Origin of the sequence: Streptomyces sp. NBC_00271 (assembly GCF_036178845.1) — a bacterium.
Classification (GTDB): Bacteria; Actinomycetota; Actinomycetes; order Streptomycetales; family Streptomycetaceae; genus Streptomyces.
In genome coordinates, this window is sequence record NZ_CP108070.1 from 4,870,548 (window position 1) to 4,895,728 (window position 25,181).

A 25,181-nucleotide genomic window follows, 5' to 3' on the forward strand; every position below is an offset into this window, starting at 1 on the left:
CGGCCAAGCCCCTCTCGCCTGGCCGGTGTACGTGCCGGCCCCGGACCGCCAGGGCGTCAGCGAGTGAAGAAGCCTGGCACTCGACCGTCCGGTGTCCCGACGAGGGCTGCCCGGTCGAGCAGGATGTTGTTGTTCTCGCAGCTCGTCTCGGGGAGCAGTAGACAGGCATGGCAGGCGGCCATGTTCAGGCTGTCCGCGCCGCTCGACTCGGACTCCATGCACAGGGGGTCGTTCGAGCACCAGCTCGCTCTGTGCAGGGCAGCCCGGAGCGAGGCTTCGAGACGGTCCGGTTCACCCTGGGCGACGACGCCGCCGAGGCTGCCGGCGGAGTCGCTGGTGGCCGTGTAGACGAGTACGCCTGCCATGCCTTCCTCGCCGTAGATCCGCTCGCGAAGGGAAGCTGCCGGGTAACCGCCGTCCAGACTCCATTCGTTGATCAATATGTGTGCCAGGGCATGCAGAAGGAGAAAACGGGGCGTGGCGGGTGAGGGCGGAACCGGCTTGTCCGAGTCGCCGATACGTGCTGCCAGCAGCCTCTCGTGATTTTCCCGGATCAGGGTGGCGCGAGCGACTTGCCCCGGTTCCTGCTCCCAGACTCGCAGCCGCTCAGGGTCGAGACGAACGAACACCCCTTCACCGCTCACTTCGAAAGCCGGCAGCCAACTCGGCCGGTCCAGTGAGATCGCGGCCTCGCGCAGTGGGGAGTCCGCCGGACTCGGTTCCTCCACGCGCCGGAACGACTGCAGTGCCCTAACCTCGCGCAGTCGCTTGATCAGCATCACCTGAGCCAAGCCATGGGACGAGAGCAGAGCGCCGATCGGGGTGGTGGGGGGCTCGCAGACGAACTCCTGCTCCTGGTCCGCGACTTCGGGGTGCGGCGTGGACAGGCTCTGGTACTCGCCCTCGTAGATCTCCTGCCGGTAGTTGCGTGCGCGCTTGGCAATCTCCGTTCCATCGGCCGGCTCCGTCGCGGCGGCCTCGGCCGCGCGCCGCCGCTCGACCTCGGCCACCACGTCGTTGCCGGTGTACTCCGGGTGGTGACGCAGCAGTTTCTGCATGCGCACGTACGCCTGGATCGAGGCGGCATCCTCATGTTTGAAGACTTCGTAGTACGGCGCGACGAGCTTGGCGATGCCCTGGCTCCACGGGGGGATGGACAGAGCCGAGTACATGACCGGGAACCACACCGAGGAGGAACCGCGCTGGAGGGTGCGCGGTGGCTCCTGGCAGCTCACGGCTGGAGCGTCCTTGAGCCAGGGGCTACGGCCGGCGCACCGGATGCCGAGGTCCTTGAGGGCCTGCCGTCGGAACGACCCCTCCATGGACACCTCCTCCACCCCGCAACTGCAACCGATCAACACGGCACGCAGCGATGCGGTCGAGCCGTCGGCCCGGAACGTCAGTTGCCCCCCGCAGGCCCCGGATGTCGTCCGGTTGCCCCTATGGAGCCACTTCCAGTAGGGGAAGTCCTCCAGATGGCCGTGCGTGCACGCGATCACGAAGCGGGACGGGACCAGGTTCTCCTGACAGGTCGAGCACTCGGCCCGGCCGGCGGGCGAGTTGAACTTGCGGAAGGGCTGCAGTTGATGGCAGTTGGGGCATGAGTACATCTCCGGGAAGCGCACTGCCCGTACGCCGTCCCGGGCCTTGTCGGGATCGGGAGCCGGTGGCATCCGGAAGCCGGAGACGCCCAACTGCCAGGCCAGACGGGGCTCCGAGATGACGGGAGCCTCGGAGATGTCCCACGAGTCGATGCCGCGGACGAGGAAGGACTCGTTCTCCACCGCGATCATGGCTCCGACACCGTACGTCGTGATGAGCTGGGCCCGGCGGATCTCTCCGAGCTTGCGGGCGGTACGGGCCGGGGTCGACGGGAGGCCGCGGCGACGAGTGCGAGGCGGGACGGGGCTCATGCTTCAGCGCTCCTCGAAGAAGGTGGACGAAGCGTCGACGTCGCGCAGACTCCACAGGGTCTTCCACGGCGAGGCCTCGGGCGACTCGTCGTCGTAATTGGCCAACAGAGCGGGCACGCGGGAGCCACGCGGAGCCTCGTACACGAGGTTCGGGCTGGCCAGCGCCTCGTCCTCCCACCATCCGACGAAGTCCTCGAAGGCCGCTGTGGTGGACTCGAGCTCGGCCGGCTCGACCGCCGCCACCCGGTCGAGCAGGAGGGCACCGACGGTCTCGCGGAGGTCCATCACGAAGTCCTCTACGCGTGATGCGGCGTCGTTGTCCCGTGCGGCCAGCAGCATCAACCGGGCCAGAGCCACCACCACGGCGTGCAGTCCTCGGTCGCGGGCCCGGGCGGAGAAGGGGGTCACGCTGGTGGACTCCACCTCGCGGTACAGGGCTGAGTGGAAGCTCTGGAAGTCCTCGTAGTGCGAACGGTCCCGTGAGCGAGCGGAGTTGAGCATGATCGCGACGAGACCGGGATGTTGCCGGCCGACCCGGCTCGTCGCCTGGATGTACTCCGCAGTGGTCTGCGGTTGACCCATCACTGCCATCAGCCCCAGTCGGTCCACGTCGACTCCCACGGAGATCATGTTGGTGGCGAGCAGCACGTCGAGTACGTCCGGCATCGGGAGCTGTCGTTCCACGGCCTTGAGCCGGCGGGAGATGTCGCTGGAATTCGCCCGGCTGCTCAACTCCGTGAGGGCGTCGGCGCGGCGTACCTTGACTCCGTCACGCAGTGCGAGGTGTCCCAGACGCTCCTGGACGTCGTCGAGGACCTGGAGCTCCGCCGCCGAAAGCAGTCGCAGGCTGTTGAAGTAGCCGATCAGGGTCCAATACGCGTCCTTCACCTCAGGCGGAGCATCATGGGTGTGAGCCCGATGGAGCAGCGACGCGTACACCCGGATCAGCAAGGTGGCCTGGCTGGTGCTGGAGGTCAGCAGGCCGACGTAGCGGCGGGCCGCCTTCCGCTCCCGTGGCGTCTCCACGGCGAACCAGGAATCCCGGGAGTCGAGGCCCGAGGGCGGAAACTGCTCCACCGAACGGGCGAACAGTCGGGTGCCCTGCTCGTCGGCGCGTCGAATGGTCGCAGTCGAGGCGACGACCTTGGGACGATCCGCCAAGGCGTCCACGGCCGTCTCGTACAGGCCGGTCAGCGTGCCGAGCGGGCCCGAGATCAGATGGAGCTCGTCCTGGACGATGAGCTCGGGCGGTCGCACTCCGTCCACGTCCCGGTTGAACAGGGCCGCCGACGCGGGTCGCCACGGCATCGAGGCGAACTTGTCGACCGTTGCGATGACCAAGGTCGGTCGATGGGCGTAGATGGCTTCGTCGATGAGGTGTACCGGCAGCCCTCCCCAGTGGAAGTCGCACGTGCCGGAGGGGCAGTTGACGGTCATGCGTACGGCGTCCTCATCGACCGAGTAGTCCGCCGCCCGCAACGATTCGCCGCACCAAGGGCAGTTGCGCAGTTGGACCGGGTTCTCGGTCTCCAACTGGAAATTTTCGTTGCGCACGAGATCGGCCAGCTTGCTCGTGGCGACGGCCAGCGTGTTGGGGGTCGCCGAACGACCCACCCACATGCCGATGGAGATCTCCTCGTGCCCCAGGCTCGCCGGATCGGCTGCCCGCAGTAGTTCCATCGCGCAGATGAGCGCCGCTGCGCGCTCGAACTGTTGGAGGGTGAGTAGTCGGAGCGTGTACCGCATGAGCACCGTGACGCCGGCCCCGTCCTCCCCGTCCCGCAGGCGCCTCAGGAAGGTGGTGAAGGCGATCAGGCCGAGGTACGCCTCCGTCTTGCCACCACCTGTGGGGAACCACAGCAGGTCGGAGACCTTTCGGTCGTCGTGGTCCGGAGCGACGATCCCGGCCAGGCAGAGCAGGATGAAGGAGATTTGGAAGGGCCGCCACCGCCCGGCCTGGCTATCCGGTTCGCCCGACCTGCCGCCCTTGATCCACGCGGTACGTGCCCGCTGGTCGGCCATCGCGAGGTTCGCCAGCCGGAACGCGCGCAGAATGTTCGGCTGCTCCGTGTCCTCCAGCAGATCCACGCCTTCGCGCATCCGGCGCAGTGCTCGCCGGCAGAGCTGGACCTGTTCGGCCGCGATTTTGCCGTGTTCCGTGTCGTGCAACAGGCGGGCCTGACCCTCTTGGGTCTCGATCCACCGCTCGTATCCGCTCAGCAAGGTGCGAAGGGCCGAGACGACCTCGTGGGTCGGGTCGGTTCCCAGCCGGTACATGGTCAGCGCCTTGTCGTCGATCTCCGGGTTGGAGTCCGTCAGCAACACCTCCTGGGAGGGGACGAACTCGGTCCGCAGGGTGGTGACGGCCGGAGGATCGATCGATACGGATCCCACCGGGGGTGGCGGCCAGTCCCAATGCGCCGCACAGCCATGGCCGGTGGCGAAGCTCGGCGCATGGCGGTACAGGAGGCGGCTCAGCGCATGTTCCGAGTCGACCGCGTCCAGAGCGGTCGGCCGTGCCACGAACACCGGGCTGCTGCCGTCCTCAGCGGTGACGATCAGCTCCGGTTGGTAGAAGCAGTGCGCGTCCCGGAGGTCGAACTGGCCGACCTTCAGACTGTTGACGACCGTGGCCGTCACGGTCACCGTCCGGTCCGACTCGGACCGGGGGCGGACCAGCACACGCAGTTCCAGCCCGGGATGGAGGTCGAAGGGCTTGAGCAGGCCGGGCTGTGTGACGTCCACGTCGACGGGCTCGATCCGCAGGGCGGAACGGCGCCAATGTTCCCGCTGGGCCTTCGTGCTTCGGGCCTCGGTCCGCTTCGCGGACACCGGATTCCCCTCGGAGTCCTCGGGAGCATAGACGGCAGCGTGTACGGTCAACCGAATCCGCGCGGACTCGGTCGGGTCCACGGCGAATGTCAAACCGATGGACGACGGCATCCGGACGTTTGCCAGCGAGACGCCCAGATCGCCGGGGCCTTCCTCGGGGTCCCGACGGGTGCCGAGTGGCACCGCGTCGGGCCCGTCCCGCTCGAACTCCAGATCCCCCTGTTCGGCCGGACCGCTCTGGGGCGAGATACCGGACCGGTCCGCCTGCGAGCGCGGGAAGAGCACACCGACCGGGTACATGGTGATCGGCGCATCGTCCGTGAGAACCTCGTCCGGACCACCCACGGGGCCGAGCAGGTCTTGCCGCAGGGCGCCGACGAGCGAGTCGCGCACCTCGTAATGTGCTTGGTGAGTCGACCTGCTCATCCTTCGTTCCCTTCCCGTCCGTCCGCGTACCACTGGAAGCGCCCCAGACCGCACAACCGGGGTGCGACCCACGCGCCGTGTGTACCCAGCCCGGCGGCCTCGGTCGCCGCAGGAATGCCCGCCACGCTCTCCACGCATTCGACCCGGAGACCGGTGATCAGCGGCGGCCAGCGATCGACCTCAGAGTGCGCGGTGCGGCGCAGCATTCGGTGCAGGTCGGTGCGGAAGCGCTCCGACACCACCGCGATCTGTCGGCCACCGACCACCACCGCGTACGGTGGGGACTGGTCGGCGGCGACGGGGATGCCGTGCAGCAGCACGAGTTCCGCCTCGGCACCGGCGGTGACGTCGGCCAGGAGGTACCGCGACACCTCCGCAGCGTCCTGGTGAATTCCCTCCGTGCCCGGAGGCTGCTCGTGGGACACGTCCGAGCCGATCATCTCGATGCCGTTGCGGGCCCAGGTGCTGCGACCACCCAGGTACCAGCGGTCGATCCTCTTGTCCTTACGGAGGAGCCACGAGTTGGGGGCGTCCAGGACGTACAGATCATCCCGGGTCCGGGTCATGGCCACATACAGCAGCCGGGCTTCCGCCGCCGGGTCGTAGTCGTACTTCTTCTTCCGGACTTGGGCCGGCTCCTTCAGCACGCGTGGTTCGACGATCAGGACCCGGTCGAACTCCAGGCCCTTGGCCCGGTGCACGGTCGAGATCACGAGGGATGACGACTGGGCCGCGGTGAGCTCGTCGGGCAGCCGGCCCTCGGCGAGCGCCCGGTGCAGCCCGACGACATCGAGGGTGCCGCGGCCGCTGCCCCGCGCTACCTTGCGCACCGACCGCCACAGCGCCTCCGGTGTGCTGCCGGCTGGGCCCTTCAGGTCGACCAGCAGTTCTTCGAAGCGCTCCCGACTCAGAGTGGACGCGCCGGTCGAGGCGAGGAGTTCGGCGATCCACACAGGGGCCGAGCGCTCGCGCGCCGACCGCTGCAGTGTGTGGGGGACATCGGCGTCGGCCAACATGTCGGACAACGTCAATGCCTGGCCGTTGTCGCGGCACAGGATGGTGGTGGTGTCGGGATAGTCGCGCAGTGCTGCCCGCACGAACTCGTCCTCCAGGCTCCCGAAGTTCGGTGCCGAGAGCAGCAGAGCACGCAGGTCGCCGTGGATACGCTCGGCCTCGGCGGCGGACTCGGCCCGATCGCGGGGCAGCCGCTGCAACTGGGCACCGTAGGGCAGGGCCATTCGGGCAGCCTCGCTGCGGGCCCGGAAGTTGTCGCCCAGATGGATTTCCACCAGGTCCTCACCGAAGGTGGCGCGCACCCAGGCCAGGAAGCGGTCGGTCTCCTCGGCCCGCTGATCCGGATCGGACACCTGGAATCCGTACACCGCCTGAGCCGAATCACCCACCACGGTGAAGCCGCTGTTCTCCTGGAACCGGTCGAGCAGTGCCTCGACCATCTCCCGACGGACACCCACGAGGTCCTGAACCTCATCGATCACCACATGGGCGGGCAAGTACTCGCCGCCCTCGACCGCCCCCTTGTCGATCGCCTCGGTGGCGGCCTCGATGCGCTCGTCGAAGGTGTACGTCCCCCAGTCCGTGTCCGGGTAGGCGCGGTTGAGCAGAGCTGCAGCCCAGGCGTCGAAGGTGTGCACACGAATCCGCTGCGCGGCGGCGGCATGCCGCTCGATCCGCTCGGTGAGTTCGCGCACGGCGGCACGGGAGAAGCTGAGCACCAGGATCTCCCCGGCCTCCAGTTCCTCGCGCTCCACCAACACGTCGAGCCGCCGCACGAGGGTGTGCGTCTTGCCGGCGCCGGCACCGGCCGTGACCAGCACCCGGGCGTCCCAGGGCTGGTCCACCACGGCCTGCTGCGCGTCGGTGAGTCGATGCTCGGTGAGCGGGGTGACGGTCACTGGCCCTCGCTCCACAGGTACTCGAACTCGGTGAAGGCGAGTTCCTCGCCGAAGTTCGTGATGTTGTCCCGCACGTTCAGGATCAGGCAGCTCTCCTTGCCACCGTTCTTCGGGCCGCGCAGACCGCGTCCGATCATCTGCTGGTAGATGTTCGGGCTGTACGTCGGGCGAGCCACGACCACGACGCGGGTGGCCGGTGCGTCGAAGCCCTGGGTGAGCACGCCGTAGTTGGTCAGGACCTGGATCCTGCCCTTGCGGAAGTCGTCGATCTGCTTACGACGTTCATTGGGGGGCGTGGTCGAGTCGATCGCGGCGGCCTTGATGTCCCGGTCACCGAGCTTGGCGGCCAGTAGCTTGGCGTGAGCCACGGAGGTGGCGAACACCAGCACCGGCCAGTCGGAGGGCATGGCGGCGATCTCGTCGACGATGCGCTGGCTGCGTCCGTGGTCCTCGGCCAGCCGCTGCTCGGCGCCCTTGGGCAAGGTGGAGAATTTCTCGGACTGGGCACGCTCGTCCGCCGTCAGCGCGATGTCGGCGCCCACTAGTTCTCGGTGCTTGACCTGGGCCAGGACACCGATCTGCTGCAACCCCTTGATGGCGACGGACAGATCGCCGTCGAAGACGCCGGTGTCGAGGCGGTTGCCGAACCGCTGCACAAGCAGCCGGGTCAGTTCCTCGTTGTTCCGGTACGGGGTCGCGGTGAGTCCGATCAGGTGACGACTGGTGCGGCGGTGCGTGAGGTCGAGCTGTTCGAGCAGCCGTGTGTAACGCGGGGACATCGCGGTGTGCGCCTCGTCGATGATGACGAGTTCGGCAGCCTCCCTCAGCCAGGCGTAGTCCTCCTTTTCCAGGCAGCTGTCCAGTTTGGCGTCGGTGGCGACGACCAGGTGCGGACGTCCGTCGACGGGGGTCGCCTCGTTCGAGGCCCAGAGCCGGCTGATGACCAGGGGAAGCTCGGGACCCACCTTCGACCAGACGAATTTCCAGCTCTGCACGGCCTGCTCGCACAGCTCTTCGGTCTGGGCGATCCACAGGACCGGACCGGGCAGATCTTTCCGATCACGGATCCACCGGATCACTCCCTCCGCTGTGACACGTGTCTTGCCTGACCCGGTCGGCAGGCTGAGCATGCCGCGCTGGGGCATCGAGTTCTCCAGCAGAGCGAGCAGCGCCTGCGCGAGTTCCTCCTGGTAGGGGTGCAGGGAAGGGAACTCGGACGGACCGTCGACCTCGAGACGGGGCTCCAGCGAGGGCACCTGGGCACCCGCGAAGGAGTCCGGGAACCCGAGGTCGGTGACGAAGCGCAAGGCCTTCGTGTTCCCGGTGAAGGAGCTGGGGGCGCGGGTGGGGAAGTCCAGAGCGAGATCCCGGGAGTGGACCCGAAGGATCGCTTCGCCGTGGGCGTTGAAGGCCATCTCGGCTATGCGTCGGGGACTCGGTTCGGCGCCCTGCTCCTGAATCTCGCTTTCCATGAGCCCGGGCGGAAGTTCGCCACGCAGGGCCTCCTCACCGATCAGCAGAGCGATCTTGTCGATGACGCTCTCGCTTTCCCGCACCGCGCGCAGCCGCCCCAGCAGAGCCTGGTCCTGCTCCTGCCTGTCCTGGAGAGCGAGAGCCTGGCTGCAGCCGGCCAAGCCGAAGCCCCACTTGAACTCCTCATCGGCGGCCTGCAGAACCTGCAGCCGGTCGAGGGAGTCCAGTACGAAAAGGGTCTGGCCCTTCCTCGCGAACTTGAGCGGCTTCCGCTTGCTGCCCATGGGCGTGCGCACCACCTGCTCAAGCTCGGAGCAGCGTTGGATCTTGTAGCTGCTGCCTGCCTGACCGAGGCGCGCCTTGACCGTCGTGAACTCCTCGAACAGGGACACGGCCCGCCCGGTCTTGACGGGCTCGATCTCTCTGCTGATGACGTCGGAGACCTTGAGCATGCCCCAACCCTCGATCATCTCCTTCGCCGTGGCCACGTCCGCCTTGTCGGTGACCAGGAGCGCGGGGAGTCGCTCACGGATGAGTTCCTTGAACTCGACCGCGTTCGTCGCGACGGCGATCTCGTTGTCGGGGCGTCCTTCCCAGGAGGATCCCACCCGGCAGCGGGTGAGCACATCTTCCGGGAACTCGAAGCCGACCCTGTGCAGCAGTGCGTACGCGCGCCCGATGAACGCATCGTCCTCGCTCTGGAGCACCAGATCCAACAGCTTGCTCCAGCGCCGGGTGGGCACCTCGTCGGAGGTCGTGGGCATGTTGAGCCTCCGCGCCGCCTCCTCCGCGATCTCCGCGACAGGGAGGACAGCACGGAAATCCTTGAGCTGGGGACCGACGGCCTCGGACACCCGGGTCAGTCCCAAGGAGGTCTTCACGAGGCCATGCTTGGAGATCATCCAGCGCAGCGGGGACATGACGGCCTTGCGGGTGTTGGCGGTAGTTCCGTACTGCATCTGCCAGTGCCGCGAGATGTCGGATGCCGGCAGAGCCGCCACGAAGGCAGCGCGGCCCTCCTCGGACAGCGCGGGCAGCAGGTGCAGCGGTCCCAACGTCGCACCACCCTCGACGGAGAGGCGGGAGATGCTGGGTCGGGGGGCGGTGCTCGGCAGACTGCGGAGGTGCTGGTCGTGAATGACCTGCCGGTATTCCTCGAACCACGTCTCCTCGTGGGGCCGGTATCCGCCGGTGGGACGGTCGAACAGCCCAAGGTCGCGGAAGACCGGTCTGTCGCTCTCATGGAAGTCCAGGTCGACGGCGATGGCCTTGTCGCGGCTCCCGTCGTCGGGCACCACCGGTCCGGGCAGGAGGCAGTCGCGCATCGGCCTGTACCGACCGTCCAGGGTACGGACGCGCAACGTCTCCAGCGGCTTGGGCACCTTGGCACGAATGCGGTTGACCTGCGCGCTGCCGCCGGCGCTGCGCAGCAGGATCCAGAAGTTCGACCACGCGTTGTTGTCGTAGTTGTCGAATCCCTGATCGAGGACGCCCTCGAACCGTCCCTGCGCATCGGCGACCCTGATGCCGATGTTGTGCAGATGCCGGGCCATTTCGGGGCGCTCGGAGATCGACGGGTGAACGTAGACCATGTCATCGCGAAGCGTGTCGGCGGAGGTCCGGTGGAAGATCTCACCGGCAACGGGGGCGACGACCCCGTGCTCCTCGGTCAGCACGATCCGAGCCTTGCGGGCCTCGGGGGTGAGCGAGAAGTTCCCGCGGGAGTGTCCGGCCTGATCCTTGAGCACCATCAGCGACAGGATCTCGATGGCGTGGCACGAGGCCTCCGCGGAGCCGTCGGCGACGAGCGCCTCGAGCCAGTCCTTGACGTTCTCGGGTGTCTTCCCGGCCGCGTCCAGGATGTGCATCATCTTGCCGCGGCGGAGGGCGGTGTCGGAGGCGTCGACGGATGCGTGCACCCAGTTGGTGGGGCGGCCTCTGTACTCCGACCAGATCCGGACCCATTCCTTGTCAAGATTCGACGGCGTGATGAACAGGTCGTGAGGGACCTGGAGTTCGCCGTTCTGGTCGGGCAGGGAGGGGCGCTGGGCAGCCATGTCCCAGAACTGCCGGAGGAAATGCTCGTCGGCCCAGTTGAGCTTCTCCTTGGTGCGGCCCGGCAGCAGGGGAAGGTATGCGGCAGGGTCCTCGGCGGGCACGAGCCGGGGCAGGGTATCGATCACCAACCGGGCCGCGACCTGCAGCAGTTCCCGGTTGAAGGGGCTGCCGTCGAGAAGGTGCTGGCGGTCCTCGTTGGTCTTCCACGGGGCGTTCAGGATGCCGGTCAGCGACACCTCGTACTTGGTCGGGAAGAACGCCCAGAACGACCCCTTACCAACGGGCGTGGTGTACAGGCCGTTGCGGACGGTGTATTCGGGCACCGCCCAAGAGATCTCGAGCACCGGCCGGTTGTGCAACTCGCCAGCGCTATCCACGACCTTGTCGGTGGGGGAGTGGGCGACAGAGAACACCTTCCACTGCTCGGTGGTCTGCTTGGCGCCGCGTGCCACTTCCTTGAGGGTGCGGTGGATGCCCTCGGGTTCGATCGAGATCTCCCGGCGTGCGGGGGGCATGGTGCGCTCGTCGTGCAGGAGTACCTGGCCGACGTGGGAGGAGAACAGCTGGAAGTGGGCAGGGAAGGCTTCCGTCACCCGCCCGCTGCGACTCCTGTACCCGCTGATGTCCCGTCCGAGACGCTCTGCGGCACCGGGCATCAGGGGCAGGCGGACGACGGTGGTGGCCCAGCGCAGGAGCTTGTCCAGCACGTTGTCGTCGGCACGCTCCTGCTCGACATCGAGGGGCCGGGCCATACGGAGCACCGGGGTGTCCATTCCGATGTCGCCCTGCCGGCCGATGGCCTGGGCGATCTCGGCGGCGGACCAGTCCCGGTCGAAGCCGAAACCGAAGGCACCGTTCCCGCTGAAGAATTGGGGTGAGTCGCTCACGGAGAGCACGGACTTGACGCCGACGCCGAAGCGGCCGATCTGCCCGCCGCGCTTGCGCGAGACACTCATGCGCAGGATCGTCTCGGCGCCCTCCGGCGTGACCGGGGTGCCTTCGTTCGCGCAGTAGAGGTGGTTTTCGGTCAGGACGACGTGCAGCTTGCCGCCGGGTGATGCCGCGATCTCGTCCGCCGCGTTCTGGACGAGTTCGAGCAACTGCCTTTCGCCGTAACCGCCCTGCGTGATACGGCGCTCACCGTTGGCGTGCTCCTGTATCAGCCCCGGGTCGACCTGATACGTCTTCAGGACGGTCGAGGACTGTCGGATCACGGTGTCGATCACGGGCGGGAGCGTAGGGTCGGCGAGCTGCCGGTCGGCCATGAGGCACCTGTCTCGAATGAGAGAAAACGAACCGAGGACGCGCGGGGGGATACGGGGGTGCCGATGCATGACGCCGGCACCCCCGGTGAAGCAAATCAGGACAGCTTACGAGAAAAGCAGAGGGGGGATCAGCTGTTGATGGTGGTGACCGTGGTGACGGTCGTGACCGTGGTGAAGGTCGTCGTCACGGTCACGACAGTCGCGGTTCGCTTGGCCGTGCGGATCTTCTTGGTGCGGGTGACCTTGATCCGGTAGGTGCGGGGGCTACCGACGCGCCGAGGGGTGGTGGGGCGGCGAGTGGCACGGGCACGGGACGTGCGGGGCACGTGCGGGACGAAGGGGGTGGTCGTCTGCTGCTCCGTGGGCTGACTCTGCGCGCGGCGGGCGAGACGCCGCCGCTCCGACGCCAGAATCTGGGGGTGGATACCGTGACACGTCAGAAGCTCGGCGCGGAGATCGGGGTCCTCCGTCTTGTCGTACTCCTTGATGAACCACGCCATCCAGGCCTCATCGTCGTTCATGTGGGTCCCCTCCCTGTGGGCGCGCGCCAACGAGCGCCCGTGACTGGATGACGCATGCAAAGAAAGCTGTGCAACTGGTCTGAGGGCAGAGCTCGGCACCCCCTCGGGCAAGCGCATCCTCAACGGCCTTGACCGCGTGGGGAGTTACCCAAGAGAACCGTAGCATGCGGTTCGTCTGCCGATCTGAAGATCGGAAGAAAATTCAATCCACTCCGCTGGCGCTCGAATCGATCGCACACGTCTATTGAAATTTGACAGTGTCGGCTGCGTCAACCACGGTGCTACCGTGGCGCTGCCCGGAACCGATGGGGAAGTGGGGCTATGGAGGACGACACCGAGGACTTCGGCCTGTGGCTTGGGCGCCAGCTGCGCCGCAAGGGGATCTCGCAGGCGGAGTTCGCCAAGCGGCTGGACCTGACGCGCGCGGCGGTGTCGGCGTGGGTCACCGGCAGGGCACAGCCGCGGGCGGAGATGATGGTCAGGATCGCCGAGATCCTGGAGACGGACGTCGCCACCCTGGTCACCAGGGACGCCGATGCCGGATCGGCCCGACCGATCAGCTGGTATCACCGGATCGCCCATCACGACGGCGGTCGGGAGTACGGCAACGCGGCGGCCTTCGCCTTCGACGCGAACCTGGCCGTACTGGCCCGGGAGGTCACACAGAACTCCCTGGACGAGCGGCTGGACCCGCGACGCCCGGTGCGGGTGCGCTTCACCCTGCACGAGCTGACCGGCGAACATCTGCACTCCTTCCTCTCCGCGCTGAAGTGGGACGAGCTGGAGCCCCACTACGCAGCGGCGGCACAGTCCAGGCAGAAGGTCGGCCGGGTCCTCGCCGAGGGGCTGCGGGCGTTGCGCGAAGACTCCTCTCTTCTGCTTCTCCGGGTGGACGACTACAACGCCTCGGGGCTGACTGGACCCGAGTATGGGGACGGCCGGTACGCCGCTGTGGTCCGCCGGCAGCTCGACAGTCACAAAAGCAACGAACGGGCCGGTGGTTCGTACGGGCTGGGAAAGGCCACCCTGTGGGCAGCCAGTCGGCTCGGGCTGGTGCTGATCAACAGCACCCTGTCCGAGACGTATGAGGGGCGGACGGCCCGCCGGGTGGTCGGACGTCTCGACCTTCCCTGGCGGGAGGTCGACGGAGTCGCCTACGCCGGGCCTGCCTGGCTCGGTGAGTCGGACACGGAGAAGGAGCACGAAGGTGTCTCCCGCTCCTGGTGGGCGGACGAGCGGGTGGTCGCCGATCTGCGACTCGATCGGGACAGCGACGATCCGGGAACTTCCTTCCTCGTCGTCGGCGCTCACGACGCGGCCGGCAACAACGACACTCTGGAGGACCTGCACGGGGCCCTCAGTCGGGCGCTGGCCGACAATTTCTGGGCCGCCATGACCTCCGGCCGTTCGACGTCGGCCATGCTGGAAGCCTCGGTCCGCGCTCTTCGCAATGGTGAATTCGTAGTTCCGGAGCAGCGGGTCGATCCGCTCGATCGGCACCCGGCGCTGGCCCACGCGCTCCGGGCGTACATCGACGGCGAGACGGTCGACGAGCTCACGGCCACCGGACAGGTCGCCGCCGTGGAGGTCGCCCTTGTCGTCCCGCCGCTGCGGGCCGCCGGGCGCAGGGCTGAAGGACACAGCCACCGTGCCGTACTCCTGGTCACTCCTGCCGCCGACAAGGACGAGGTACACAGCCGTATCACCTGCATGCGCGGCACCCGGATGACTGTCACGGCCCGACGTCCTCGCGGCCTGCGGCCGGGAGTGGACCCCTTCCAAGCCGTCCTGCTCGCCGGTTTCGCCACTGGCGACGACGGCGCGGCGACCCACGCCGCCGAGGCGTTCCTACGAGCCGCCGAGCCGCCGGAGCACGACAGGTGGGGGGCGACGGAGGAACTCACCGCCGACTATGCCAACGCGCCTCGGCGATTGACCGAGTTCAACGCGGCCATGGACGCAGCGTTGCGGGGCGTGATCGGCCGCCGGACTGCCGGTCAGGGTTCGACCGGCCCTGAGGTCCTCCGGAAGCTGCTGCGCCTGGATGCGCCCGCCGCAGTGAGCGGTCGTCGTGGCCAGGGACACCCGCTCGTGGACCGGGTCGTCGGGAAGGTGGACAGAGACGGGGCCTGGACCTTGGACGTGACGCTGATCGTCCCGCAACGCGACGACCGCTGGCAGCTACTGCCGGTGGTCAAGTTCGATGTGCGATCAGGGGGGCGGCCTTCATTGGAGTGGGCGGAGCTGTCCGCGAAGGAAAACTGCGAGGTGGTCGACGGCAAGCTGCTCATCGATCCGGATGTACGGTCGGCTCGCTTCGGTGGCGTCACGGCTGTCGGCAGCCACCCGGTGGCCGCCGCCATGGCCGGTGTGATCGTGGATATCCAGCAGGCACGGGAGGCTTCGGCGTGAGCACCGTGTACGCGTACCCGACCTTGGTGGGGAAGATCGAGGTCACCGTCCGAGGGGCGAGCATAGACGGGAAGCCTTTGCAGCTCTCGCTGATCTCCCAACGAGATCAGGTCGTCGCTCTCCATCAGATCGAGCGTGACGACTGGACTGAAGGCGTCCTCGATCTCGAAGTCTCCCTACCCATGGACGAATTGGCCGACGGGCCCTGGTCTGGAGTCACCTGCGTCGCCGTACTGTCCGAGGGAGCCACCAACACCCGCAGTGTGAGTCGCCTGGAACGCCGTCGTGACGACACCCACTGGCGAGGCGAGGTCCGAGTGCGCCGCTCCACTCATGTGGCGCGCGCTGTCCTGGACGTGAGCGTTGTCGGCAGTCATGGTGGAGTCGACGGGCGTGTTCTCGGTACCACTGATACGCCCTGGATCGTGGACCTGCTTGCCCGTACTCCCACCAGACAACGCGACCTGGAGATCGTGGAGGAGGATTTCCGAGACGGGCCGCAGGAGTGGCTGCGTCCGTTCATGGATGCGCCTTGGTTGATCGACACCACCGGAGACGTGCCGGCCGTCCTGCTCAACACGTCCTTCGAGGGGCTTCCCGAGCTGCTGTCCGGCGCTCGTGGCCCGTTGGAGAAGGCAGCCGCGGGACTGGTGGCCGCGCAGATCGCGGGAGAGGCCTGGGCGACGATGTTCCACTCCGCGCTGAGCGACCTCGAATTCGACGAGGACGGCACCCCGCGCTTTCCTGGTGGATGGCGGGAGTCGGTGCTGCGCTCCATGCTTCCCGAGGTGTTTCCCGGGCTGCCCCTCTCCGAGGCCTTGGGCGAGGCCCACAGCCGTCGAGGTGACGGCCGAGGGTGGGCAGAGGTCCAGTCGCGGATTCAGTTCGCAGCCGGAAGACGCGGCCAGGTGCCCAAGAATCTGACGGCGGCCATCCGTGCCGTAACCCGTGCCCAGGAAGTGAGCCGATGAGCCGACACCGCATCGAGCCCCCCGAACGGCTCGCGCTGCTCCCCGGTCACCTCGCCACGGCCTTCCTCACTCATGGGGTACGCGCGGGACAGGACGGCCTGCCGCAGGTGGCGATTCTCCGGGCGAGCACGCCGATCGAGAGCGACTCCGTCCGGTGGAGCGCCGCCCCGGTACGGGAGATCGTCGAGGAGGCGATGCACAGGTTCGATGCGGCGCGGACCGACGCCGATGCCTGGCTGGCGCCTCGGCTGCACGCGACCCTGCGGATGACCCGAGCCGAGGCGGCGAACCCCGGTCTATGGAACTTCCTGGCCCTGGCCGTCGCGCCGGACTTCGTCTTGTGGCGGCACATGCCGTCCGGGGAGTCCGGCGACGGCGCGCTCAGGAAGGTCAACAGCGCCAGGTTCGTAGGTCCTCACTACAGCCAAGCCTTCGCCCGACTGTGGTGGGCCGCCGAGATGTTCCGTGACGGGCCCGATTACACCCCCGCGGAGATCGCCTGCCGCAATCAGGACATGACCAACACAGCGCTCCGGCTCGCTGTCATCGATCACAAGCCCACCGCACTGGCCCTGGTGCGGGTCCTCAAAGGGCTGGCCGACGAGGGAGCCACACGACTCGGGGATCGGGTCAACGCGCTCTGTACGGCAGTCAATACGGCCGGCAGCACGCTCATGTACGAGGTGATCGCTCCGGACGAGGCGCCCGACCACCACGCGCTCACCGACTGGATCGACGATGCGGAATCGGCCCCGGCTGTTCCCTGGGACCGGCTTCCCGGAGGGCCGGACGACGGCACTGCCCGGCGTTCCTCCTGCGAGGTCCTGTCGCGGATGTTCGAGCGATTCGCCGCGGAGGCGCCGTTGCGTGACCGGGCCCGGTCCGGGGCGGCGGACGCTTAGCTTGACGTTTATCCTCGGCGGGCCTGGTGTTCCTTGACGGTCTTGCCGACGTCGTGACGCTTGGCGCGGTCGGTGTTCTTCGAACCGGGTGGTCGTCCCGGGCCGGGGCGGGACGGTTTCGGTGCGGCTGCCGGGCAGGCCGTGGTCGGTCGGAGGTTGCGAAACCCGCGGCGGACGCGGGCGGGAGTGAGGCGGCGGGGTTCGGTGCGGCGTTCCCAGGGGCGGCGGAGGTCTTCGGCGAGGGGACGGGCGAGGCGGAGCTGGGTGTGGGCGGCGATGACGAGCCAGGTCCACAGGTCGGCGGTGTCGGCATGACGGACCTACGGGGCGGTCCACCCGAGCGTCTGTTTCATCAGCCGGAATGTGTGCTCAAGATCGAATCTGCGTAGGAAGGACTGCCACCACAGGTCCACCTGAGCGCTGGTGGCGGCAGCGGCGGAGCACCACAGCCAGACCGGTTTCGGGTCACGGTCGCCCGGCAGGCGCTCGACCTTGAGACGGATCAACGTGCCGTGCAGAACGGGCAGTTCCTCTTGGGCGTGGTCCAGCCAGGGGCCGCGGTGAGTGAGCCTTGGGTGCATTCGGTCCCAGGCGATCGCTTGGGCCTTGCCGTAGCGGGTGGTGTCCGTGACCGCGGTGACGTCGGGCTCGTGACAGCTGTCGGGCTTGGCGAAGGTGAGGACGCCGCCGTGCCGGCGGGGCCGTCCGCCCTTCGGGCCGGAGCATGAGCGCCCGTGACAACGTCGAGGAGTCGGGCACCGCACAGGAGGTCGGCGCGGCGGAGGCTCATTACGGATCCTGGTAGTGGGCTGCTGGTGAAGGTCGATCCGACAACCTATCGGCCCACGGCTGATGCCGAGCGGCAGGTCATCGCGCGCGACCGGTACTGCGCCTTTCCCAGTTGTCGGATGCCTGCGCATCGCTGCGATGTCGATCACGTCGAGCCGTTCGATCACGAGCGTCCTGAGGCGGGTGGGCTGACGGTTCCTGAGAATCTTCAGCCGTTGTGTCGGCGGCATCATCGGCTGAAGACTCACCATCCCGGGTGGAGGGTGACGCGGGATCCGCATACCGGGGTTGCCAATTGGACGAGTCCCACCGGGCATACGTACAGGAATGCGCCGCCCGTTTATCGGGAGTGAGTGAGGTTTTTTCACTGACCGACGGTGAGGAACAGAGATCCGACTAGAATTGACAGGAGGATCTCGTAGCCGAGGACGATGCAGGCCAGGGCCAACACTCCCTTCTGCCACAGACGCGGTCCGCGGTAGGGAAGGAGCGGTGGCTGGTCCGAGGGTTGGAGCGCCGCTTCGGTCGGGGTCGGGCCAATCTCCGCGTGGGTGCGCCACCAGTGACATAGCGTTTGGATCTTCGCTTCGAAGTCCGAGTCCCAGAGCACGCGTCCAACACGCGGTACTGGCAATGGCGTTCGGCGACTGCTCGCTTCAAGGATGACTAGCCTGCGCCCGCCGCGGTGGCGCTCGACGGCGATCCCTTGAATCTCGTCCCAGGGAACGGTTCGGGGCCGCAGCCCTCGTATGACCAGGTGGTCGGGAGTAAGGATGACGCCTCTGCCGAAGCTCAGGAAGCCCGCGCCCAGCAGCAGCGAGATCGCGACGAGTGCGCCGAGCGTGCGGCCAAGGAGCGTCGAGTGATCAGCGCCGGGCCCCTCGACGAACCCCGCCATCACCGCATCAGCCGCAAGCCAGCCGAGCAGCAGGACCGTGGGCACCGACCGGCTTGGCGCAGGTCGCATGCCCAGTCGCTCGGGCAGCCGACCGTGGGTATACCCCCAGGCGCCGAGTTCACCAGCTGTGTCTTCGACTTGGGCCGCGCCGCCGTTGGCAAGCCACCAGCTTCGGATGGTCGCGACCTTGTCGTCAAACCGGCGGTCGCGGGACAGGAAACTGGAGCTGGGCATTCGTAGCGGGGTGCGGCGTCCATCCGTCTCGTAGAGGACCACCCGCCGTCCGCCGGTGAACGGCTCGACCGCGACCTCGGCCACGTTGGTCCACGGGATGGTCCGGCGCCGCAGGTTGTGGACGACGACCGCCTCAGGGGTCAGGGTTACCCCGACGTAGCGGCTCAGCACCCACAGTTCGAGCGTGATGAAGAACGGCAGCACCATGGCCAGGACCCACGACTCGAACGGCAGGCCGGGCAGCCCGGGCCGTTGGTGCGTCCACAGCAAGGGGTTCGACAACTGCATCAGCACGGCGGCGCCGAGGACCAGGCCCAATGGCAGGGACTGTTGCCACGAAGCCCGATAGCGGACTCGGCCGACCATTCCCGATGATTCCGCTCCGCCATTGCGGGCTTCCTGGTTCACAGCTGTTCCACCCCTGCCGCACGAATGACGCGGGGCATCATGCCTGGCCAGGGACTGTTCGCGCAATGGCTGACGACGGCCCCGGCCCGACAGAGCAACTGGCAGCCAGGGCGAGAACGTGCCTTCTGCTCGTAGCGCCCACAGCGCTACTCCCTCCGGCCGTTCGCTTGGGAGCGCATCTGCCCGGTGTTGCGATCCGGGCGCATGGCCAGGTCGCACTGGAGCCCCCGGCCGCGGGTGGCCGTGAAGCCCCTGGCAGGACGTTTCTCAACTCAAGGTCGTCTGCCGAACCAGAGGACCTTGGGTCGGCACGCCGGAAATTCCGCGACTTGCTTCATGACTCCCCCGCCCCTGGGGCGACTTGCGCTCAGTGGGCCGTGACCGCGTCGGAGCAACAGTGATCGTGTGCGAGGTCTTGACAGGAGCTTGGGCGCGCGGCCACCTTTGGCAACGTTGTCAGACACTCTGGCAACGTTGTCATGCCAACGGCTCCGGCGCCTCCGCGTGTTCGTCGGCCGCGCTGTTTTCTGATGGGACTCACGTTCATGGCAGGTCAGTCACATGCGCCGCGGGATCCTTCCGGTCCTTCCCGGCGGTCGGTGGTCACTACGGGTTCGACTCTTCTCGGCGGGTTCGGTCTAAGCGCTCTGTTCCCGGTGACGAGCACGGCTGCCGGGCGCAGCGACGCGCTCACCGCGGCAGCGCCGTCTGGTGAACTCGCCGCCTACCGCCCCGTCCGGGTCTCCTCGACGGACTACGCGCCGACTCCGGGCGAGTTCGTGGTCGACCGTCTCGCGGCGCCCGGGGTCCGGGGAAGCGGATGGCGCGCGGCGGCGGGGGACGATCCGCAGTGGATCTCGGTGGATCTTGAGGCCGACTGCCAGGTGACGCGGGTTCGGCTCACCTTCGAGGCCGACGCGAGCGATCCGGTTTTCACGCCTCCGGCCACCGGCAACCCGGCCCAGGGCACCACCGGCAAGGAGATCCTGTCCAGTTACGCGCTCGCCTTCGTGGTCGAGACGTCCAGGGACGGCAGCTCCTGGACGAGCGTGTACCGCACGACCGCCGGTACGGGCGGGGTGGTGGACATTCCGCTGGCCCGGTCCGTGACGGCGCGGTGGGTGCGGATGACGGCTCAGCGGCGGTCCAGTCCCAATCCGCTCGGGCTGAACGGTTTCGAGGTGTACGGCACGGCCGGCGGGCGGCGTCCCGCGGTCACCGGCTGGACCGACTGGGGAACCCACCACGGCGAGGCTCCCGGGCTGGCCGTCGCGGCGGACGGCACGGTGCCGCTGGAGTCCGGCTGGCGGCTGACCCTGGACGACTGGGCCGACGGCGAGGGCCCCGATCTGTCGAAGCCGACCGTGGACACCAGCGGCTGGCTGCCCGCCACCGTGCCCGGCACGGTCCTCGCGTCACTCGTCGATCAGGGAAAGCTCCCGGACCCGGTCGCCGGTCTGAACAATCTGCACATCCCTGAGGCGCTCTCCCGCCATTCCTGGTGGTACAAGCGTGACTTCGACCTGCCGTCCGGTCTGCGCACCGGGCATGGCCGCAGGGTCTGGCTGGAGTTCGACGGCATCAACCATCAGGCCGACATCTGGCTCAACGGCCACCAGGTGGGAGGGCTCACCTACCCGTTCGCCCGCTCCGCCCATGACGTGACGGAGTGGATCGCCGAGAAGGGCCGGAACGCGCTGGCGGTGAAGATCACGCCGATGCCCGTCCCCGGCAGCCCGGGGGACAAGGGTCCCGCCGGTGAGTCCTGGGTGGACGCGGGTGCGGGTCAGATGAACCTCAACTCGCCCACGTATCTGGCCGCTTCGGGGTGGGACTGGATGCCTGCCGTACGGGACCGGGTCTCGGGGATCTGGAACCATGTCCGGCTGAGATCCACGGGGCCTGTGGTCATCGGCGACCCCCGGGTGGACACGGTTCTGCCGGACCTGCCCGACACCTCCGTCGCCGAAGTCACCCTCACCGTCCCGGTCCGTAACGCCGATGCGGTCGAGCACACCACGACCGTCTCCGCGTCCTTCGGTGACATACGTGTCTCCAAGGCCGTCACCGTGCTGGCGGGCCGGAGCGTCGACGTCATCTTCGCCCCGGACGCCTTCAGCCGGCTGCGGCTGCGCAACCCCGCGCTGTGGTGGCCCAACGGGCTCGGCAGTCCCGCCCTTCACGACCTCACCCTGGCCGCCTCGGTCGACGGGGCGGAGAGCGACCGGCGCACCACCCGCTTCGGTATCCGCCAGTTCGGCTACGAGTACGACGTGCCGCTGCCCTTCACCTCGTCCGGCGACGCCTGCACCCAGTCGCTGGCGGTCGGAAGGCAGCAGGCCCGCTATGTGCGGGTCAGGTGCCTGACCCGGGCCACCGACTGGGGCAACTCGCTGTGGACCCTGTCCGTGACCGACAGCGGCAGGCCGGGTACCGACCTCGCCCTGCACGCGAGCGCCACCTCCTCCACGACGGACGGCGACGACCACGGCCCCGGCAACGCCACCGACGGTGACCCCGGCACCCGCTGGTCCTCGGCCTACCAGGACGACCAGTGGATCCGCGTGGACCTGGGCTCCCAGCAGTCCCTCGACGGCGTCGACCTCGTGTGGGAGCAGGCCTACGCCCGGACGTACGTGGTCCAGGTGTCCACGGACGACTCGACCTGGACGGACGTGAAGTCCGTGGACAACACCGCCGTACCGCTGCCGTTCAACACCGACCGGGCGAGCCTGCAGGTGGAGGACTTCACCGCCCATACGGCCCGCTTCGTCCGGATCAACTGCGGTGTGCGCCACACCAGTTGGGGCAACTCCCTCTGGTCCCTTTCGGTGATCGACAGTTCCCGTCCGGGCACCGACCTGGCGCTGCACAAGGCGGCCACGGCCTCCACGGAGGAGTCCGACCATCCGGCCGCCGCCGCGACCGACGGCAGCCCCGACAGCCGGTGGTCGTCGCAGTACGAGGACCACCAGTGGATCCAGGTCGACCTGGGCTCCGCCCAGAGTTTCGACCGGGTGGCCATCCTGTGGGAGCAGGCCTACCCGAAGACGTACGTCATCCAGGTGTCGTCTGACGGTGACACCTGGACGGATGTGAAGTCCGTGGACAACAGCCCGGTGCCGCTGAAGATCAGCGTGAATGGCGTACGGGTGCTGGCCCGGGGCGGCAACTGGGGCTGGGACGAACTGCTGCGGCGGATGCCGGCCGAGCGGATGGACGCGGCGGTGCGCATGCATCGCGACATGAACTTCACGATGATCCGCAACTGGGTCGGCAGCATCAACCGCGAGGAGTTCTACGCCAGTTGCGACGAACACGGCATCCTGGTGTGGAACGACTTCCCCAATGCCTGGGCCATGGACCCGCCGGACCATGACGCGTTCAACGCGATCGCGCGCGACACCGTACTGCGCTACCGCATCCACCCCTGCGTGGTGGTGTGGTGCGGCGCCAACGAGGGCGACCCGCCGGCCGCCATCGACAAGGGCATGCGCGACGCCGTCGAGCAGCAGGCCCCCGGCATCCTTTACCAGAACAACTCCGCCGGAGGCATCATCACCGGCGGCGGCCCCTACAACTGGGTCGAGCCCGAGAAGTACTACGACCCGTCGACCTACGGCAGCAACAGCTTCGGATTCCACACCGAGATCGGCATGCCGGTCGTCTCCACCGCCGAGAGCATGCGCAACCTGGTGGGCGACGAGAAGGAGTGGCCGATCGGCGGAGCGTGGTACTACCACGACTGGAGTGAGCACGGGAATCAGGCTCCGCAGCAGTACCGGGCGGCGATCGAGGCGCGCCTGGGCACCGCGACGGACCTCGACGACTTCGCCGGCAAGGCGCAGTTCGTCAACTACGAGAACGCGCGCAGCATGTTCGAGGCGTGGAACGCCCACCTATGGGACGACGCCAGCGGCCTCATGCTGTGGATGTCCCACCCCGCCTGGCACAGCACCGTCTGGCAGACCTACGACTACGACTTCGACGTCAACGGCACCTACTACGGTGCCCGCACCGCCTGCGAGCCCCTGCACGTCCAGGCCGACCCGCTGAAGTGGCAGCTCCTCGTGGTGAACCACACGCGCGGGAAGGTCGAGGATGCGACCGTCACCGCCCGGCTGCACGACCTCGCCGGTCGCCGGATCGGCGGGACCAGGAAGGCCGTGGTCGATGTCGCGTCGGCCTCCACCACAACCGCCTTCGCCGTGGACTGGACCGACGACCTGCCCGATCTGCACCTGCTGCGCCTGACCCTCGAGGACCACACGGGTCGTACCGTCTCGACCAACACCTACTGGCGCCATCGGACCCCGGCCGCGATGAAGGCGCTCAACGACCTCCCGCGGGTCAGGCTCTCGGCCTCGATCACGCGCGTGTCGCACTCCGGTACCGGTACCGGTGCCCGACGTGAGCTGACCGCTGTCGTCAAGAACCGTGGGTCGGCCCTCGCCCCGATGGTCCGGCTGTCACTGCTGGACGATCACAGCGGTGAGCGCGTCCTGCCGACGCTGTACAGCGACAACTACCTCTGGCTGCTGCCCGGCGAATCACGGACGGTCACCCTGTCCTGGCCGGCTCACGCGCTGCCGTCGACCCGTCCGGCGCTCAGCGTGTCCGCCTACAACAGTCCCCGCACGGTCGCCCGGGGGTAGGGCGGAGGCAGGGGTGAGGCGGGGCGGTCGTCGGGCGTCCGTTCGTGCGCGTTAGCCTCGGTTTGTTCGAAAGACGCAGGCAGGAGCGGGAGGCAGCAATGGCGAAGGTACCGGCCGCGGCGGTGGCCGCGGGTGGGCTCATCGGCGGGTACGGCGTGGCCCGGTGGACCAAGAAGCGGCAGCTCGGCGGGGTGGTGCTGGCCGCCGCCGGGGCCACGGCCGCGCAGCAGTGGCGTCGGCAGGCGGGCGGGAAGGCCGCCGGGGCGCTGACCGTCGCGTACGTCGCCGCCTTCGCCGGGTCCCACCCGCTGGCCAAGAAGGTGGGCGCCTGGCCCTCCGTGTTCGGCGTCGCCGGGGCCGTGGCCCTCGCCTCGTGGGCCGTGGCCGACCGGCGGGCTTGAGCAAGCGCAGAGCACCACGGGCCCGAGGGTCGGAGGGCTTGAGGGCTTGAGGGTCTGAGGGCCTACGAGGCCGCGGCAGCGGACACGGATTCCGGGACCGGGACCGGGACTGAGGTTGGGACCGGGTCCGGGGTCGGTCCCGTGCTCTGGAACGCGCGGCGGTACGCGTACGGGCTCGTTCCCACCACCCGCTTGAACCGCTCCCGGAACGCCGTCGGTGAGCCGAACCCCGCCTGGGTCGCGATGCGTTCGACCGGGTACGTGGTCGTCTCCAGGAGGTACTGGGCTCGGCGGACCCGGGCGCGGTGCAGCCACTGGAGCGGTGTGGTGCCGGTCTGGTCGCGGAAGCGGCGGTTGAGCGTACGGGTGCTCATGCCGGCGTGGGCGGCGATGTCCTCCAGGGTCAGCTCACGCTCCGCGTTCTCCTCCAGCCAGGCGAGGAGGGGCTCCATCGTGGTGCCGGCCGGCACCGGGGGCTGGTCGTGGATGATGAACTGGGCCTGGCCGCCCTCCCGTTCGAGCGGCATGACCGACATCCGGGCCGCGTGCGCGGCGACCGCCGAACCGTGGTCGTTGCGGATCATGTGCAGGCACATGTCGAGGGCGGCGGCCGCGCCCGCCGAGGTGAGGAACTGGCCGTTGTCGACGTAGAGGACGTTCGGGTCGACGGTCACGGCGGGGTACCTGGCCGCCAGGTCCTGCGCCGCGACCCAGTGGGTGGTGGCGCGCAGCCCGTCCAGCAGGCCGGTGGCGGCGAAGACGAAGGCGCCCACGCAGATCGAGGCGATCCGGGTGCCGTTCGCGGCCGCCGCGCGCAGCGCCTCCGTCACGCCCGGCGGGAGCGGGGCGGCCGGGTCGGCGACGCCGGGCAGGATGATCGTGTCGGCCTCGGCCAGCGCCTCCAGGCCGTAGGGGGCGCGGATCGTGAACGGGCCCGCGCTCACCTCCTCGTCCGCCGTCGGCGAGCAGACCCGGATCCGGTAGGGCTCCCGGCCGTCCGGCAGCCGGGCCCAGCCGAAGGTGTCGATCGGGGCGGAGAGGTCGAACGGGATGACCTGGTCGAGCGCCAGTACGGCTACGGTGTGCATGGCCAGAGCGTAGGCATACAGC

Annotated in this window: 13 protein-coding genes and 1 pseudogene; 6 read left to right on the forward strand and 8 right to left on the reverse strand. The window is 68.3% G+C overall.

Features of this window, described 5'->3' with window-relative positions:
* Positions 1 to 56: 56 nt before the first annotated feature.
* The 5 genes from drmB to OG798_RS22480 form a co-directional block, all read right to left on the reverse strand.
* Entirely contained in the window at positions 57 to 1,913 is a 1,857-nt protein-coding gene (gene drmB / locus OG798_RS22460; protein ID WP_267061929.1) for a DUF1998 domain-containing protein, read from the reverse strand.
* Between the two features lie 3 nt (positions 1,914 to 1,916).
* The gene (locus OG798_RS22465) at positions 1,917 to 5,171 is read right to left on the reverse strand and encodes a helicase-related protein (RefSeq protein ID WP_328757594.1); all 3,255 of its coding nucleotides are present in this window, start codon (positions 5,169 to 5,171) and stop codon (positions 1,917 to 1,919) included.
* Positions 5,168 to 7,084 (reverse strand): UvrD-helicase domain-containing protein, encoded by a 1,917-nt coding sequence (locus tag OG798_RS22470; protein ID WP_267061931.1) that lies wholly within the window; start codon positions 7,082 to 7,084, stop codon positions 5,168 to 5,170. Before OG798_RS22470 ends, OG798_RS22465 begins: the two co-directional genes overlap by 4 nt.
* Positions 7,081 to 11,880, reverse strand: coding sequence for a DEAD/DEAH box helicase (locus tag OG798_RS22475; protein WP_267061933.1), 4,800 nt, complete (start codon positions 11,878 to 11,880; stop codon positions 7,081 to 7,083). Before OG798_RS22475 ends, OG798_RS22470 begins: the two co-directional genes overlap by 4 nt.
* 128 nt (positions 11,881 to 12,008) lie before the next feature.
* On the reverse strand, positions 12,009 to 12,401 hold the full coding sequence (locus tag OG798_RS22480; RefSeq protein WP_267061934.1) for a hypothetical protein: 393 nt from the start codon (positions 12,399 to 12,401) through the stop codon (positions 12,009 to 12,011).
* Positions 12,402 to 12,722: 321 nt separating this feature from the next.
* Here OG798_RS22480 and OG798_RS22485 point away from each other — a divergent pair, with 321 nt between their 5' ends.
* Genes OG798_RS22485 through OG798_RS22495 form a run of 3 tightly spaced genes read left to right on the forward strand, consistent with a single transcriptional unit; the run spans position 12,723 to position 16,686 of the window.
* Complete coding sequence (locus OG798_RS22485) at positions 12,723 to 14,813, forward strand: helix-turn-helix domain-containing protein (RefSeq protein WP_267061935.1); 2,091 nt, start codon at positions 12,723 to 12,725, stop codon at positions 14,811 to 14,813.
* Positions 14,810 to 15,784 carry a hypothetical protein gene (locus OG798_RS22490; RefSeq protein WP_267061936.1) on the forward strand — a complete coding sequence of 325 codons (975 nt, stop codon included), beginning with the start codon at positions 14,810 to 14,812 and terminating at the stop codon, positions 15,782 to 15,784. The genes OG798_RS22485 and OG798_RS22490 overlap by 4 nt, the downstream gene beginning before the upstream one ends.
* Entirely contained in the window at positions 15,781 to 16,686 is a 906-nt protein-coding gene (locus OG798_RS22495; protein WP_267061937.1) for a DUF6339 family protein, read from the forward strand. Before OG798_RS22490 ends, OG798_RS22495 begins: the two co-directional genes overlap by 4 nt.
* 8 nt (positions 16,687 to 16,694) lie before the next feature.
* On the opposite strand, the pseudogene OG798_RS22500 reads toward OG798_RS22495, so the two are convergent.
* A pseudogene (locus OG798_RS22500) lies at positions 16,695 to 17,420 on the reverse strand (NF041680 family putative transposase); the annotation flags it as partial.
* A 174-nt stretch (positions 17,421 to 17,594) separates the two neighbouring features.
* Between OG798_RS22500 and OG798_RS22505 the strand changes: the two are divergent.
* Positions 17,595 to 17,828 (forward strand): HNH endonuclease, encoded by a 234-nt coding sequence (locus OG798_RS22505; protein WP_267063843.1) that lies wholly within the window; start codon positions 17,595 to 17,597, stop codon positions 17,826 to 17,828.
* An 11-nt stretch (positions 17,829 to 17,839) separates the two neighbouring features.
* Here the strand turns inward: OG798_RS22505 and OG798_RS22510 are convergent, their stop codons facing one another.
* Positions 17,840 to 19,015 carry a hypothetical protein gene (locus tag OG798_RS22510; protein WP_267061938.1) on the reverse strand — a complete coding sequence of 392 codons (1,176 nt, stop codon included), beginning with the start codon at positions 19,013 to 19,015 and terminating at the stop codon, positions 17,840 to 17,842.
* 545 nt (positions 19,016 to 19,560) lie between these two features.
* Between OG798_RS22510 and OG798_RS22515 the strand changes: the two genes are divergently transcribed.
* Entirely contained in the window at positions 19,561 to 23,670 is a 4,110-nt protein-coding gene (locus tag OG798_RS22515) for a discoidin domain-containing protein (RefSeq protein WP_328757595.1), read from the forward strand.
* A 98-nt stretch (positions 23,671 to 23,768) separates the two neighbouring features.
* Positions 23,769 to 24,071, forward strand: a complete 303-nt coding sequence (locus OG798_RS22520; protein WP_075029125.1) for a hypothetical protein — start codon at positions 23,769 to 23,771, stop codon at positions 24,069 to 24,071.
* Between the two features lie 62 nt (positions 24,072 to 24,133).
* Here the strand turns inward: OG798_RS22520 and OG798_RS22525 are convergent, their stop codons facing one another.
* A complete protein-coding gene (locus OG798_RS22525; protein WP_328757596.1) occupies positions 24,134 to 25,159 on the reverse strand; it encodes a GlxA family transcriptional regulator in 1,026 nt (341 codons plus the stop codon).
* Between the last annotated feature and the right edge of the window lie 22 nt (positions 25,160 to 25,181).

Bases quoted from the DNA above. Each gene is read 5' to 3' on its own strand.
- drmB (WP_267061929.1), bottom strand. From the start codon at position 1,913: ATGAGCCCCGTCCCGCCTCGCACTCGTCGCCGCGGCCTCCCGTCGACC.
- OG798_RS22465 (WP_328757594.1), bottom strand. From the start codon at position 5,171: ATGAGCAGGTCGACTCACCAAGCACATTACGAGGTGCGCGACTCGCTC.
- OG798_RS22475 (WP_267061933.1), bottom strand. From the start codon at position 11,880: ATGGCCGACCGGCAGCTCGCCGACCCTACGCTCCCGCCCGTGATCGAC.
- OG798_RS22480 (WP_267061934.1), bottom strand. From the start codon at position 12,401: ATGAACGACGATGAGGCCTGGATGGCGTGGTTCATCAAGGAGTACGAC.
- OG798_RS22485 (WP_267061935.1), top strand. From the start codon at position 12,723: ATGGAGGACGACACCGAGGACTTCGGCCTGTGGCTTGGGCGCCAGCTG.
- OG798_RS22495 (WP_267061937.1), top strand. From the start codon at position 15,781: ATGAGCCGACACCGCATCGAGCCCCCCGAACGGCTCGCGCTGCTCCCC.
- OG798_RS22505 (WP_267063843.1), top strand. From the start codon at position 17,595: ATGCCTGCGCATCGCTGCGATGTCGATCACGTCGAGCCGTTCGATCAC.
- OG798_RS22515 (WP_328757595.1), top strand. From the start codon at position 19,561: ATGGCAGGTCAGTCACATGCGCCGCGGGATCCTTCCGGTCCTTCCCGG.
- OG798_RS22520 (WP_075029125.1), top strand. From the start codon at position 23,769: ATGGCGAAGGTACCGGCCGCGGCGGTGGCCGCGGGTGGGCTCATCGGC.
- OG798_RS22525 (WP_328757596.1), bottom strand. From the start codon at position 25,159: ATGCACACCGTAGCCGTACTGGCGCTCGACCAGGTCATCCCGTTCGAC.